Annotated in this window: 10 protein-coding genes; 8 read left to right on the top strand and 2 right to left on the bottom strand. The window is 60.7% G+C overall.

All coding sequences use genetic code 11. The annotated features are described in order from the left end of the window. The first annotated feature begins 61 nt into the window (after positions 1-61). From lepA to pdxJ, 6 genes are all read left to right on the top strand, one after another. A complete protein-coding gene (gene lepA, locus KJF94_RS21095) occupies positions 62-1,861 on the top strand; it encodes a translation elongation factor 4 (protein ID WP_084323046.1) in 1,800 nt (599 codons plus the stop codon). 5 nt (positions 1,862-1,866) lie between these two features. Beyond that, positions 1,867-2,721: a signal peptidase I gene (lepB, locus tag KJF94_RS21090; protein ID WP_214378487.1), complete on the top strand. Its 855-nt coding sequence runs from the start codon at positions 1,867-1,869 to the stop codon at positions 2,719-2,721. 184 nt (positions 2,722-2,905) lie between these two features. Next, positions 2,906-3,595 carry a ribonuclease III gene (gene rnc, locus KJF94_RS21085; RefSeq protein ID WP_017340629.1) on the top strand — a complete coding sequence of 230 codons (690 nt, stop codon included), beginning with the start codon at positions 2,906-2,908 and terminating at the stop codon, positions 3,593-3,595. Further along, the gene (era, locus tag KJF94_RS21080; protein WP_150746885.1) at positions 3,588-4,490 is read left to right on the top strand and encodes a GTPase Era; all 903 of its coding nucleotides are present in this window, start codon (positions 3,588-3,590) and stop codon (positions 4,488-4,490) included. Before rnc ends, era begins: the two co-directional genes overlap by 8 nt. 202 nt (positions 4,491-4,692) lie before the next feature. Continuing rightward, positions 4,693-5,382: a DNA repair protein RecO gene (gene recO / locus KJF94_RS21075; RefSeq protein WP_214378485.1), complete on the top strand. Its 690-nt coding sequence runs from the start codon at positions 4,693-4,695 to the stop codon at positions 5,380-5,382. A 51-nt stretch (positions 5,383-5,433) separates the two neighbouring features. Beyond that, positions 5,434-6,177 carry a pyridoxine 5'-phosphate synthase gene (gene pdxJ, locus KJF94_RS21070; RefSeq protein ID WP_084323043.1) on the top strand — a complete coding sequence of 248 codons (744 nt, stop codon included), beginning with the start codon at positions 5,434-5,436 and terminating at the stop codon, positions 6,175-6,177. A 124-nt stretch (positions 6,178-6,301) separates the two neighbouring features. Here pdxJ and mltF read toward each other — a convergent pair whose 3' ends face one another. Next, positions 6,302-7,762 carry a membrane-bound lytic murein transglycosylase MltF gene (gene mltF, locus KJF94_RS21065; protein WP_214378483.1) on the bottom strand — a complete coding sequence of 487 codons (1,461 nt, stop codon included), beginning with the start codon at positions 7,760-7,762 and terminating at the stop codon, positions 6,302-6,304. A 274-nt stretch (positions 7,763-8,036) separates the two neighbouring features. Here mltF and purL point away from each other — a divergent pair, with 274 nt between their 5' ends. Continuing rightward, a complete protein-coding gene (purL, locus tag KJF94_RS21060; protein WP_214378481.1) occupies positions 8,037-11,933 on the top strand; it encodes a phosphoribosylformylglycinamidine synthase in 3,897 nt (1,298 codons plus the stop codon). A 5-nt stretch (positions 11,934-11,938) separates the two neighbouring features. Continuing rightward, the gene (locus KJF94_RS21055) at positions 11,939-12,250 is read left to right on the top strand and encodes a YqfO family protein (RefSeq protein WP_214378479.1); all 312 of its coding nucleotides are present in this window, start codon (positions 11,939-11,941) and stop codon (positions 12,248-12,250) included. A gap of 273 nt (positions 12,251-12,523) precedes the next feature. Here KJF94_RS21055 and KJF94_RS21050 read toward each other — a convergent pair whose 3' ends face one another. Further along, the gene (locus KJF94_RS21050) at positions 12,524-14,932 is read right to left on the bottom strand and encodes a glucose/quinate/shikimate family membrane-bound PQQ-dependent dehydrogenase (RefSeq protein ID WP_214378477.1); all 2,409 of its coding nucleotides are present in this window, start codon (positions 14,930-14,932) and stop codon (positions 12,524-12,526) included. Positions 14,933-15,029: the final 97 nt, after the last annotated feature.

Below are 15,029 nucleotides of genomic sequence, written 5' to 3'. Positions count from 1 at the left end.
AGGTACAATTCCCGGCTATTTTTCGGCGGGCTATGCCTGCAGCCTTTTTGAGTGTTGATCCGTGAGTGATTTGAGTCATATCCGCAATTTCTCCATCATCGCCCACATTGACCATGGCAAGTCGACGCTGGCCGATCGCTTCATCCAGATGTGCGGCGGCCTTGCCGAGCGCGAAATGGAAGCCCAGGTGCTGGACTCCATGGACCTGGAACGTGAACGCGGGATCACCATCAAGGCCCACAGCGTCACCCTGTATTACACCGCTCGCGATGGCATCAAGTACCAGCTGAACTTCATTGACACCCCCGGCCACGTTGACTTCACCTATGAAGTAAGCCGGTCGCTGGCAGCCTGTGAAGGTGCATTGCTGGTGGTCGATGCCGGTCAGGGCGTAGAAGCGCAGTCGGTTGCCAACTGCTACACGGCGATCGAGCAGGGCCTGGAAGTGATGCCGGTCCTGAACAAGATCGACCTGCCACAGGCCGATCCGGAGCGCGTCAAGGAAGAAATCGAAAAAATCATCGGCATCGATGCCACCGACGCAGTCGAGTGCTCGGCCAAGACGGGCCTGGGCGTCGATGAAGTGCTCGAGCGTCTGGTTCACACCATTCCTGCGCCGACCGGCAACATCGAAGATCCGCTGCAAGCGTTGATCATCGATTCCTGGTTCGACAACTACCTGGGCGTTGTTTCCCTGGTACGCGTGCGCCACGGTCGTGTGAAGAAGGGCGACAAGATCCTGGTCAAATCCACCGGCAAGATCCACCTGGTGGACAGCGTCGGTGTATTCAACCCGAAACACACCCCAACCGCTGACCTGAAGGCCGGTGAAGTGGGCTTCATCATTGCCAGCATCAAGGACATCCATGGTGCGCCAGTGGGCGACACCCTGACCTTGAGCTCGACGCCAGACGTCGACGTTCTGCCCGGCTTCAAACGCATTCAGCCGCAGGTCTACGCCGGTTTGTTCCCGGTCAGCTCCGACGACTTCGAAGACTTCCGCGAAGCCCTGCAAAAGCTCACGCTCAACGATTCGTCCCTGCAGTACACCCCGGAAAGTTCCGACGCCCTGGGCTTCGGCTTCCGTTGCGGGTTCCTCGGCATGCTGCACATGGAAATCATCCAGGAGCGCCTGGAGCGCGAGTACGACCTGGACCTGATCACCACGGCGCCGACGGTAATTTTCGAACTGTTGCTGAAAACCGGTGAAACGATTTACGTCGATAACCCGTCGAAGCTTCCAGACCTGTCCTCGATCGAAGACATGCGTGAACCGATCGTGCGGGCCAATATCCTTGTGCCGCAAGAGCACCTGGGCAACGTCATTACCCTGTGCATCGAGAAGCGTGGCGTGCAGCACGACATGCTGTTCCTCGGAACTCAGGTCCAGGTGACCTACGATTTGCCGATGAACGAAGTGGTCCTGGACTTCTTCGACCGACTGAAATCCACCAGCCGCGGCTATGCTTCGCTGGATTACCATTTCGATCGTTATCAATCGGCTAGTCTGGTGAAACTGGATGTGCTGATCAACGGTGACAAGGTCGACGCCCTGGCGCTGATCGTGCACCGCGACAATGCGAACTACAAAGGTCGCCAGTTGACCGAGAAGATGAAAGAACTGATTCCACGGCAGATGTTCGACGTGGCAATCCAGGCCGCCATTGGCGGTCAGATTGTGGCGCGGACAACCGTCAAGGCACTCAGAAAGAACGTATTGGCCAAATGCTACGGCGGTGACGTCAGCCGTAAGAAAAAACTGCTGGAAAAGCAAAAGGCCGGTAAGAAACGCATGAAGCAAGTCGGCAACGTGGAAATTCCACAAGAAGCCTTCCTTGCAGTGCTCAGGTTGGATAGTTAGGTCCTATGTCACTAAATTTCCCGCTGTTGCTGGTCATCGCCGTGTTCGTCTGCGGCCTGTTGGCGTTGCTCGATCTGGTTTTCCTGGCGCCGCGTCGGCGTGCCGCCATTGCCTCCTATCAGGGCAGCGTCAGCCAGCCTGATGGGGTGGTGGTCGAAAAACTGAACAAAGAGCCGTTGCTGGTCGAATACGGCAAGTCGTTCTTCCCGGTGTTGTTCATCGTGCTGGTGCTGCGTTCGTTCCTGGTGGAACCGTTCCAGATTCCTTCCGGCTCGATGAAACCGACCCTGGATGTCGGCGACTTCATTCTGGTGAACAAGTTTTCCTACGGGATCCGCCTGCCGGTGATCGACAGGAAAGTCATCGAAGTCGGTGATCCGCAGCGCGGCGACGTGATGGTGTTCCGCTACCCAAGCGATCCGAACGTCAACTACATCAAGCGTGTGGTTGGCCTGCCGGGCGACCAGATTCGCTACACCGCCGACAAGCGTCTGTTCGTCAACGGCGAGTCGATTGCCGAGCAATTGGTCGGCTCCGAGCCGGGCACACTGGGCAGCGCAGAGCTCTACAAGGAAAAACTCGGCGCCGCCGAGCACCTGATCCGCAAGGAAATGAGCCGCTATCGCGCATCGCCGGACCACACGTGGACCGTGCCTGCCGGGCACTACTTCATGATGGGCGACAACCGCGACAACTCGAACGACAGTCGCTACTGGGATGATCCGAGCATTCCCAAGGATCTGCTGGGCATGGTTCCCGACAAGAATATCGTCGGCAAGGCCTTCGCAGTCTGGATGAGCTGGCCGGAACCCAAACTCAGTCACCTGCCGAATTTCTCGCGGGTTGGCCTGATCAAGTAATCACACACGGCGCTGTTGAACACAGCGCCGAATGCATTTCTGGAACCGGCACAATCGGCACCAGAGGCATGAAAACAATGATATTCAGGATGTAATTTTTGAACACAGCGTTAATTGTCCCAAGCCTGCGCCGCACCACGGCGATGGCGGTGGAATCCAGCCACGAACTCAGCGTGGGTAAACCGTGAGCGTCTCCTTAAGCCGTCTAGAGCGTCAGCTCGGCTACACCTTCAAGGATCAGGAACTGATGGTCCTGGCCCTGACTCACCGCAGCTTTGCCGGGCGCAACAACGAACGCCTGGAGTTCCTCGGTGATGCCATCCTCAACTTCGTTGCTGGCGAGGCTTTGTTCGATCGCTTCCCGCTGGCCCGCGAAGGCCAGTTGTCGCGATTGCGCGCACGCCTGGTGAAAGGTGAGACCCTGGCTGTGCTGGCTCGAGGTTTCGATCTGGGCGAGTACTTGCGTCTGGGTTCCGGCGAGTTGAAAAGCGGCGGTTTCCGTCGCGAGTCGATTCTGGCCGATGCCCTGGAAGCGCTGATCGGTGCGATCTACCTGGACGCGGGCATGGACGTGGCGCGCGAGCGCGTGCTGGCCTGGCTGGCCGGAGAGTTCGAAGGCCTGACGCTGGTCGACACCAACAAAGATCCAAAAACCCGCTTGCAGGAATTTCTGCAATCGCGTGGTTGTGAGCTGCCGCGTTACGAAGTGGTGGATATCCAGGGTGAGCCGCATTGCCGGACGTTCTTCGTCGAATGTGAAATCACCTTACTGAATGAAAAAAGCCGAGGTCAGGGTGTGAGTCGTCGTATTGCCGAACAGGTAGCGGCCGCCGCAGCACTGATTGCCCTGGGTGTGGAGAATGGCAATGACTGATTCAACCGCAACACGCTGTGGCTATGTTGCCATCGTCGGCCGTCCCAACGTGGGCAAGTCCACGCTGCTGAACCACATCCTCGGCCAGAAGCTGGCGATTACCTCGCGCAAGCCGCAAACCACCCGCCACAACATGCTGGGCATCAAGACCGAAGGCGCCGTCCAGGCGATCTACGTCGACACCCCGGGCATGCACAAGGGCGGCGAAAAGGCCTTGAACCGCTACATGAACAAGACCGCTTCGGCGGCGTTGAAAGACGTCGACGTGGTGATCTTCGTGGTTGACCGCACCAAGTGGACCGACGAAGACCAGATGGTCCTCGAGCGCGTCCAGTACGTGACCGGCCCGCTGATCGTGGCACTGAACAAGACCGACCGCATCGAAGACAAATCCGAGCTGATGCCCCACCTGACCTGGTTGCAGGAACAGCTGCCGAACGCGCAGATCATGCCGATCTCGGCGCAGCACGGGCACAACCTCGACACGCTGGAGCGGGTGATCGCCGAGCACCTGCCGGAAAACGATCACTTCTTCCCGGAAGACCAGATCACCGACCGCAGCAGTCGCTTCCTCGCCGCCGAACTGGTGCGTGAAAAAATCATGCGTCAGCTGGGCGCCGAGCTGCCGTACCAGATCACCGTGGAAATCGAAGAGTTCAAGCAGCAGGGCAAAACCCTGCACATCCATGCCTTGATCCTCGTCGAGCGCGATGGCCAGAAGAAAATCATCATTGGTGACAAGGGCGAGCGCATCAAGCGCATCGGCACCGAGGCGCGCAAAGACATGGAGCTGCTGTTCGACTCCAAGATCATGCTTAACCTCTGGGTGAAAGTGAAAGGCGGCTGGTCCGATGACGAGCGCGCGCTGCGTTCGCTGGGTTATGGCGACCTGTAAATCGTTCAGCAGCACATCGATCCAAATGTGGGAGCGAGCTTTTGTGGCGAGGGAGCTTGCTCCCGCTCGGCTGCGAAGCAGTCGTAAAACCCTGCCATCGCGTTTTACCTGAAACACTGAGGTGCATGGTTTTGGGGCCGCTTCGCAGCCCAGCGGGAGCAAGCTCCCTCGCCACAGTGGATCTCCTGAGATTCGGAAACTGATGTCAACCAGCCCACCTCCCGGCCAACCCGCCTACGTCCTCCACTCCCGCGCCTACCGCGAAAGCAGCGCGCTGGTGGATTTCCTCACGCCGCAAGGTCGGCTGCGGGCGGTGTTGCGCAGTGCGCGGGGCAAGGCGGGGACGTTGGCGCGGCCGTTCGTGCCGCTGGAAGTCGAATTCCGGGGGCGGGGTGAGCTGAAGAACGTTGGCCGCATGGAAAGCGCCGGGGTTTCCACCTGGCTTATCGGTGAGGCGCTGTTCAGCGGCCTCTACCTCAATGAATTGCTGATTCGGCTGCTGCCCTCCGAAGATCCGCACCCCGGCGTTTTCGATCACTACGCCGCGACGTTGCTGGCCCTGGCCGAAGGTCGTCCGCTGGAGCCGTTGCTGCGTTCCTTCGAATGGCGGCTGCTTGATGATCTGGGTTACGGCTTCGCGTTGAACACCGACATCCACGGCGAGTCCATCGCGCCGGACGGCCTGTACCGTCTGCAAGTCGACGCGGGTCTGGAGCGGGTCTACCTGCTGCAACCCGGCCTGTTCAACGGCACCGAGTTGCTGGCCATGGCCGAAGCCGACTGGAGCGCCCCCGGCGCACTGTCCGCCGCCAAGCGCTTGATGCGTCAGGCATTGGCCGTTCACTTGGGCGGTCGTCCGCTGGTTTCCCGAGAGTTGTTTCGAAAGCCGTAATTTCCCCGTGTATGCTGTGCACCGAACTTTCTCTTCTTCTGGAGCGCTTCCGTGACCACCAGCAATCGCATTCTTCTTGGCGTGAACATCGACCACGTTGCCACCCTGCGTCAGGCCCGGGGCACTCGCTATCCCGATCCGGTCAAGGCCGCACTGGATGCGGAAGAGGCGGGCGCTGACGGCATTACTGTGCACCTGCGTGAAGACCGTCGGCACATCCAGGAACGTGACGTGCTGGTGCTCAAGGATGTGCTGCAAACCCGCATGAACTTCGAAATGGGCGTCACCGAAGAAATGATGGCGTTCGCCGAACGCATCCGTCCGGCACACATTTGCCTGGTCCCGGAAACCCGTCAGGAGCTGACCACCGAAGGCGGCCTGGACGTGGCGGGGCAGGAAGCGCGGATCAAGGCCGCGGTGGATCGCCTGGCGAAGATCGGTTGCGAAGTGTCGTTGTTCATCGATGCAGACGAGCGACAGATTGAAGCGTCCCGCCGCGTGGGTGCCCCGGCGATTGAATTGCACACCGGTCGTTATGCCGATGCCGAGACGCCGACGGACGTGGCTGAAGAGCTGAAGCGCGTGGCCGATGGCGTGGCGTTTGGCCTGGCCCAGGGGCTGATAGTCAATGCCGGCCACGGTTTGCACTATCACAACGTCGAAGCTGTGGCCGCGATCAAAGGCATCAACGAACTGAACATCGGCCATGCGCTGGTGGCGCATGCGTTGTTTGTGGGGTTCAAGTCGGCGGTATCGGAGATGAAGGCACTGATCCTGGCCGCCGCAAAAGCCTAAGCCGAACACAAAACAACTGTGGGAGCGAGCCTGCTCGCGATGGCGTCTTAACATTCAACGAAGGTGTTGACTGTAAGACCGCTATCGCGAGCAGGCTCGCTCCCACATTTGATTGGGGTGGCTGCTAGAGCTGCGGGGTTTCCTGATTCGGCTTGGTCTTGTCGACCCCCGGCACATGCAGATTGCCTTCGGCGACCTGATTGCCTTCCAGCTGCGGCTGCGTCACCCACGTCAGGATGTCGTAGTAGCGACGGATGTTCGCCACAAAATGCACCGGCTCGCCACCCCGGGCATAACCGTAACGGGTTTTGCTGTACCACTTCTTTTCGGACAGACGCGGCAGGATCTTCTTCACGTCCAGCCACTTGTCCGGGTTCAGACCTTCCTTTGCCGCCAGTTTGCGCGCGTCATCCAGGTGACCGCTGCCGACGTTGTAGGCCGCCAGCGCAAACCAGGTGCGATCTGGCTCCTGGATCGATTCGTCCAGTTGGTCCTTCATATAAGCCAGGTACTTCGCCCCGCCCATGATGCTTTGCTTGGGGTCCAGGCGATTGGACACGCCCATGGCCTGCGCGGTGTTCTGGGTCAGCATCATCAAGCCGCGGACGCCGGTCTTCGAGGTGACGGCTGCTTGCCACAGCGATTCCTGATAACCCACCGCCGCCAGCAGGCGCCAGTCGACTTTCTCTTTCTTGGCGTAGGTTTTGAAGTGCTGCTCGTATTTGGGCAGCCGTTGCTGCAAGTGCTGCGCGAAGGTGGTGGCGCCCATGTAGCCGAGAACATCAACGTGCCCGTAGTAGCGGTCTTTCAGGCGTTGCAGGGTGCCGTTCTTCTTTACCTTGTCGAGGTAGTCGTTGATCTCGTTGAGCAGGCTGTTGTCGTCGCCGGCCGCTACGGCCCAGCTCTGGTTGCTGGCGTCACCGAGGTCAAAGGCGACCCGAATGTTGGAGAAGTAGACCTGGTTCATCGCCACTTCGTTGGAGTCGACCAGGGTCAGATCGATCTGGCCCTCATCCACCATGCGCAGCAGGTCGACGACTTCAACCGCGTCGGACTCTTCGTATTCAATGCCGGGAAATTTCTGTTTCAGCTCCGCCAGTTGCCCGGCGTGGGTGCTGCCCTTGAGCACCATGATCTTTTTGCCGACCAGATCTTTTGCATCGGTCGGCCGAGACTGGCCGTTGCGATAGATGATCTGCGGGGTGACTTCCAGGTAGGGGTGGGAAAACCGCACCTGCTTCTTGCGCGCTTCGCTGCTGACCAGGCCGGCTGCCGCGATCACCGGGCCGTTGGGCTTGCCCACCTGGTTGAACAGGTCATCGAGGTTGTCGGCGGTTTCGATCTTGAGTTCGACCCCCAGATCGTCGGCGAAGCGCTTCACCAGCTCGTATTCGAAGCCGGTTTCACCGTTGCGATCCTGAAAGTAGGTGGCGGGGCTGTTTCGGGTAACCACCCGCAGCACGCCATCCTCCTTTACGCGCTCCAGCGTGTTGGGTTTATCAACACAGCCACTGAGCACCAGGAAGAGTCCGGTTGCGATCAGCCATTTGGCGTACCGCGGACGCAAAGCCGTTGGGGAAAACATCTGCGCAGTATACGCAAAGGACCACGAGCGCCATATCTCGACAGCGAAGCCCTTGTCTGCTAGAGAGCGGAAAACCGCTCTGGAGCCCGCAGGAATGGGCCCGAACCGCATTTTGTGACACAAAAAATAACACCTGACGGACCGCTGTTTCAGGCCCGAATACCCGGCCCGACGTCCGGGTGACGCCACCCGTACCGTTTCGGGTGATGTCGCGGGCGGTTTAGGCTAGAATGCACGGCCTCAAAGCACACCCCTTCCCGAGGCTGTCCCGAAGATGTTGATCCTGCGCGGCGCTCCTGCCCTTTCTGCCTTTCGCCACAGCAAACTCCTTGAGCAACTGAGCCAGAAGGTTTCGGCTGTCAGCGGCTTGTATGCTGAATTCGCTCACTTCGCCGAAGTCACCGGCGTCCTGACCGGCGACGAACAGCAGGTGCTTGCGCGCCTTCTGAAGTACGGCCCAAGTGTCCCGGTGCAAGAACCGACCGGACGTCTTTTCCTGGTGTTGCCGCGTTTCGGCACCATTTCGCCATGGTCCAGTAAAGCCAGCGACATCGCTCGCAACTGCGGCCTGAGCAAAATCCAGCGCCTGGAACGCGGCATCGCGTTCTACGTGGCTGGCCAGTTCAGCGACGCCGACGCGCAGTTGATTGCCGATGTGCTGCACGACCGCATGACCCAGATCGTATTGGGCAACCTCGAACAGGCTGCCGGCCTGTTCAGCCACGCCGAGCCCAAGCCCCTGACCGCGATTGACGTGTTGGGTGGCGGCCGCGCCGCGCTGGAAAAAGCCAACACCGAGCTGGGCCTGGCCCTGGCCGAAGACGAGATCGATTACCTGGTCAACGCCTTCGTTGGTTTGAAGCGCAACCCGCACGACATCGAACTGATGATGTTCGCCCAGGCGAACTCCGAGCACTGCCGTCACAAGATCTTCAACGCCAGTTGGGACATCGACGGCCAGAGCCAGGAAAAAAGCCTGTTCGGCATGATCAAGAACACGTACCAGATGCACAGCGAAGGCGTTCTGTCCGCTTACAAGGACAACGCTTCGGTGATCGTCGGTAACGTTGCCGGTCGCTTCTTCCCGGACCCTGAAACCCGCCAGTACGGCGCGGTGCAGGAACCGGTACACATTTTGATGAAAGTCGAGACTCACAACCACCCGACCGCGATTGCCCCGTTCCCGGGCGCGTCCACCGGTTCCGGTGGCGAGATTCGCGACGAAGGCGCTACCGGTCGCGGCGCCAAGCCAAAGGCTGGCCTGACCGGCTTTACCGTTTCGAACCTGCAGATCCCTGGCTTCGAACAGCCGTGGGAAGTGCCGTACGGCAAGCCCGAGCGCATCGTCACCGCGCTGGACATCATGATCGAAGGCCCACTGGGTGGCGCCGCGTTCAACAACGAATTCGGTCGTCCGGCCCTGACCGGTTACTTCCGTACCTTCGAACAGTCGATCACCACCCCGCGTGGCGACGAAGTTCGTGGTTACCACAAGCCGATCATGCTGGCCGGCGGCATGGGTAACATCCGTGCTGAACACGTACAGAAAGGCGAGATCACCGTCGGCTCCAAGCTGATCGTGCTCGGCGGCCCGGCGATGTTGATCGGTCTGGGCGGCGGCGCGGCTTCCTCCATGGCCACCGGCACCAGCTCGGCTGACCTGGACTTCGCTTCGGTACAGCGCGAAAACCCTGAGATGGAACGTCGCTGCCAGGAAGTCATCGACCGCTGCTGGCAGTTGGGTGACAAGAACCCGATCAGCTTCATCCACGACGTGGGTGCGGGCGGTCTGTCCAACGCCTTCCCGGAACTGGTGAACGACGGCAACCGTGGCGGTCGCTTCGAACTGCGCAACATTCCAAATGACGAGCCGGGCATGGCCCCGCACGAAATCTGGAGCAACGAATCCCAGGAACGTTACGTTCTGGCGGTTGGCCCGGAAGACTTCGAACGCTTCCAGGCGATCTGCGAACGCGAGCGCTGCCCGTTTGCCGTGGTCGGCGAAGCCACTGCCGAGCCGCAACTGACGGTCACCGACAGCCACTTCGGCAACAGCCCGGTGGACATGCCGCTGGAAGTGCTGCTGGGCAAAGCCCCGCGCATGCACCGTTCGGCCGTTCGTGAAAACGAACTGGGCGACGATTTCGATCCGTCGACGCTTGAGATTGCAGACTGCGTCGAGCGCGTTCTGCATCACCCGGCCGTGGCGAGCAAAAGCTTCCTGATCACCATCGGCGACCGCACCATTACCGGCCTCGTGGCCCGTGACCAGATGGTCGGCCCGTGGCAGGTTCCGGTGGCCGACGTTGCGGTCACCGCCACCAGCTTCGACGTCTACACCGGTGAAGCCATGGCCATGGGCGAGCGTACTCCGCTGGCACTGCTGGACGCTCCGGCGTCGGGCCGCATGGCCATCGGCGAAACCCTGACCAATATCGCCGCTTCGCGCATCAACAAGATCTCCGACATCAAGCTGTCGGCGAACTGGATGTCCGCAGCCGGTCACCCGGGTGAAGACGCGCGTCTGTACGACACCGTGAAAGCAGTCGGCATGGAGCTGTGCCCTGATCTGGGCATTACCATTCCGGTGGGCAAGGACTCCATGTCCATGGCCACGCGCTGGAACGACAACGGCGAAGACAAGACCGTCACCTCGCCGATGTCCCTGATCGTGACCGGTTTCGCGCCAGTGGCTGACATCCGTCAGACCCTGACCCCGGAACTGCGCATGAACAAGGGCACCACCGACCTGATCCTGATCGACCTGGGCCGTGGCCAGAACCGCATGGGTGCTTCGATCCTCGCTCAGGTTCACGGCAAGCTCGGCTCGCAAGCGCCGGACGTCGATGATGCCGAAGACCTGAAAGCTTTCTTCGCCGTGATCCAGGGCCTCAACGCCGACGGTCACCTGCTGGCTTACCACGACCGTTCCGATGGTGGTTTGCTGACCAGCGTTGTGGAAATGGCCTTCGCCGGCCACTGCGGTCTGAGCCTGAACCTCGACGGTCTGGCAGAAACCTCCGCCGACATCGCCGCGATCCTGTTCAACGAAGAACTGGGCGCCGTGATCCAGGTTCGTCAGGACGCCACCCCGGACATCCTCGCGCAGTTCAGCGCTGCGGGCCTGGGCGACTGCGTGTCGGTGATCGGTCAGCCGATGAACAACGGCGAGATCAACATCACCTTCAACGGCGACACTGTGTTCGAAGGTCAGCGTCGTCTGCTGCAACGTCAGTGGGCTGAAACCAGCTACCAGATCCAGCGTCTGCGCGATAACGCTGATTGCGCCGAACAAGAGTTCGACGTGCTGCTGGAAGAAGACAACCCGGGCCTGAGCGTCAAGCTGAGCTACGACGTCAACCAGGACGTCGCCGCGCCTTACATCAAGAAAGGCATCCGCCCACAGGTTGCCGTGCTGCGTGAGCAGGGCGTCAACGGTCAGGTGGAAATGGCAGCAGCGTTCGACCGCGCCGGTTTCAACGCGATCGACGTGCACATGAGCGACATTCTGGCCGGCCGTGTTGACCTGAACGAGTTCAAAGGCCTGGTTGCTTGCGGCGGTTTCTCTTATGGCGACGTACTGGGTGCCGGCGAAGGCTGGGCCAAGTCCGCGCTGTTCAACAGCCGCGCTCGCGATGCGTTCCAGGGCTTCTTCGAACGCAATGACAGCTTCACCCTCGGCGTGTGCAACGGTTGCCAGATGATGTCCAACCTGCACGAGTTGATCCCGGGCAGCGAGTTCTGGCCGCACTTCGTGCGTAACCGTTCCGAGCAGTTCGAAGCCCGCGTGGCAATGGTTCAGGTCCAGGAGTCGAACTCGATCTTCCTGCAGGGCATGGCCGGTTCGCGCATGCCGATCGCCATCGCTCACGGTGAAGGTCATGCCGAGTTCGAAAGCGAAGAGGCGCTGCTGGAAGCCGATCTGTCGGGTTGCGTAGCGATGCGTTTCGTCGACAACCACGGCAAGGTCACCGAAAACTACCCGGCCAACCCGAACGGTTCGCCGCGCGGGATCACCGGTTTGACCAGCCGCGACGGCCGCGTAACGATCATGATGCCGCACCCGGAGCGTGTGTTCCGCGCCGTGCAGAACTCGTGGCGTTCGGAAGACTGGAACGAAGACGCACCATGGATGCGTATGTTCCGTAATGCTCGCGTGTGGGTGAACTAAGCGCCGTGTACAAGCTCAGCTTTTTTGTTCCTGACAGCCATGTCGAGGTGGTCAAAAGCGCCGTATTCGCTGCCGGTGGCGGACGGATCGGGGCTTACGATCACTGCGCGTGGCAGGTGTTGGGCCAGGGCCAGTTTCGCCCATTGGACGGCAGTCAGCCGTTCATTGGCGAAGCGGGGCAGGTCGAACAGGTTGAGGAATGGAAAGTTGAGCTGGTGGTGGCGGATGAGTTGATCCGGTCGGTGGTGGCGGCTTTGAAACAGAGCCATCCCTACGAGACACCGGCTTACGAAGTGTGGCGGTTGGAGGATTTTTGATCCGCTGGCCGCTGTAATGAAAAACCCGCCAAGGCGGGTTTTTTGTTGCCCACTATTTATCGAACCTGCACGCAACCCCTGTAGGAGCCGGCTTGCTGCGGGCGGCGTTCCGACGATAGCGGCCTCACAGCCACCATCAACGTTGAATGTTAAACCGCAATCGTCGGAACGCCGCCCGCAGCAAGCCGGCTCCTACAAAGGGTTGCGTTCATTCACCCACAAAAAAGGCGACCCCCTCACAGGAGTCGCCTTTCCTTTTACCGCCGCTAAAACTTACTCGGACAGTTTGTACGCAATCACATAGTCACCTTGCCTGGTGCCCAGCGAACCGTGACCGCCCGCAACGACCAGCACGTATTGCTTGCCGTCCTTGCCGGTGTAGGTCATCGGCGTGGTTTGCGCGCCTGCAGGCAGGCGACCTTCCCACAACTGTTTGCCGTTTTTCACGTCGTAGGCACGCAGGTACTGGTCGAGGGTGCCGCTCAGGAAACCAACACCACCGCCAGTGGTGATGGTGCCACCCAGGCTGGGCACGCCCATGCTCAGCGGGATCGGAACCGGCGAGCTGTCGCGCACGGTGCCGTTCTTGTGCTTCCATAGGACTTTGGCGGTGGTCAGATCGATCGCCGCCACATAGCCCCACGCCGGCGCCTGGCACGGCAGACCCATTGGCGACAGCAGCGCTTCGAGGACCACGCCATACGGAGCGCCTTTGTTCGGCTGCACGCCTTCGGTTTCGCTTTTGCGCGGGCCTTGGGCAGCGATTTCGGCGGCCGGGATCATTTTCGATTTGAACGCCATGTAGCTCGGGTTCACGAAAGCGATCTGACGCACCGGGTCAACCGAGAAACCGCCCCAGTCGAACACACCGAAGTTGCCTGGGTAAACGATCGAACCCTGCAGCGACGGCGGGGTGAACGGGCCGTCGTAGCGCATGGATTTGAAGTCGATCCGGCAGATCAGTTGGTCGAACGGCGTCACGCCCCACATGTCGCGCTCTTGCAGCGGCGGCGGCATGAGGTTGAGGTCGGATTTCGGTTGGGTCGGCGAGGTGCGATCACCTTCGACAGCGCCTTGTGGTACCGGCACTTCGTTGATCGGCACGATCGGTTGGCCGGTGCTGCGGTCCAGCACGTAGATGCTGCCTTGCTTGGTGGACGCCAGTACCGCCGGCTTCACGCCGTCCGCGGTTTTCAGGTCCATCAGGGTTGGCTGGCCACCGACGTCCATGTCCCACAGGTCATGGTGGGTGAACTGCATGTGCCAGCGCACGTGCCCGGTGTTGATGTCGAGCGCGGTCAGGCCGGCGGCGTGCAGTTCCGATTCTGGCGTGCGAGCGCCACCGAACTGATCCGGTGTCTGGTTGCCCATCGGCAGGTAGAGCATGCCGAGTTTTTCGTCGACGGCGAACATGGACCACATGTTCGGCGAGTTGCGGGTGTAGACCTTGCCTTCGGCTATCGGCGTCGTATCGTCCGGGTTGCCGCTGTCCCAGTTCCACACCAGTTTGCCGGTGTGCACGTCGAACGCGCGGATCACGCCGCTTGGCTCGTCGGTGGAAACGTTATCGGTGACGTGGCCGCCAATCACCACCAGGTCTTTGGTGACCGCTGGTGGTGAAGTGGAGTAGTAACCGCCGGCATTGAAACCGCCGATGTTGGCACTCAGGTCGACCTGGCCTTTGTTGCCGAAGTCTTCGCACATCTTGCCGGTGTCGGCGTTCAGGGCGATCAGACGGGTGTCGGCGGTCGGCAGGAAGATACGGCGCGGGCAAACGCTGGCGACTGGGGCGCTGGCGCTGCCGGTCGGGCTCTGTTCGGAGGCGTAAACGGCGTCATCGTGATACGACACGCCACGGCAGGTCATGTGCGCCCAACCCTTGAAGTTCGCCGCGTTCTGCGTGGAGAGCTTCGGATCGAAACGCCAGATTTCCTTGCCGGTGTCCGGGTCCAGCGCGATCACCTGGCTGTGCGGCGTGCACACGTAGAGCATGCCGTTGACTTTCAGCGGGGTGTTTTCGGCGGTGGTTTCCCCCGGATCGTTCGGCCCCGGCAGGTCGCCGGTGCGGTAGGTCCAGGCCGGAACGAGCTTGTTCACGTTCTGCGGAGTGATCTGCGCCAGAGGCGAGTAACGATCGCCATGCGCGCTGCGACCGTAGGAATTCCAGTCGCCATCCGGCATGGCTGGCGCGGTGTTGGTCATGCCCGGCACGCTGTCGCGGTCCAGCTGACCTTTGATTTCACCGGGGTTGGTGAACTGGCTGGCCAGTGCAGCAACGCCCGCCAGCACCACGGCTACGCTCAGCGCGCCGGTGCCCATCGGCGCGGGGCCGGTGATCAGCAGCGGGCGACGGAACCATGGCAGCAACATGACGATGCCGAGGGCGAACAACATGGCCAGACGCGGCACCAGTTGCCACCAATCAAGGCCGACTTCCCACAGCGCCCATACGGTACTGGCGAACAGCACCAGTGCGTAGAGGCCCAGTGCGGCACGGCGGGCCAGAATCAGCAGCACGCCGGTCAGTGCCAGGCCGATACCGGCCAGCAGGTAGTACAGCGAGCCGCCGAGCATGCTCAGCTTGATCCCGCCTGCCAGCATGGCCAGGCCCATTAGCAGAAGCAGAATGCCGAGCAGGGTCGGCAATAGACGGCTTCGACTCAAAGCACCATCAGTGCTCATAGTGTGGTTCTCCGTGACGTTTCAAGTAGTCCCGCGCAAGTTCACTGTAGATGACGATCCGGCGCGGGCATGGTTCAGATAAAAAAGGTTCGGTTGA

Origin of the sequence: Pseudomonas hormoni (assembly GCF_018502625.1) — a bacterium.
In the GTDB taxonomy this organism is placed as follows: Bacteria; Pseudomonadota; Gammaproteobacteria; order Pseudomonadales; family Pseudomonadaceae; genus Aquipseudomonas; species Aquipseudomonas hormoni.
Note: the sequence above shows the minus strand (reverse complement) of the source record. Positions and strands in the feature narration are given on the sequence as shown.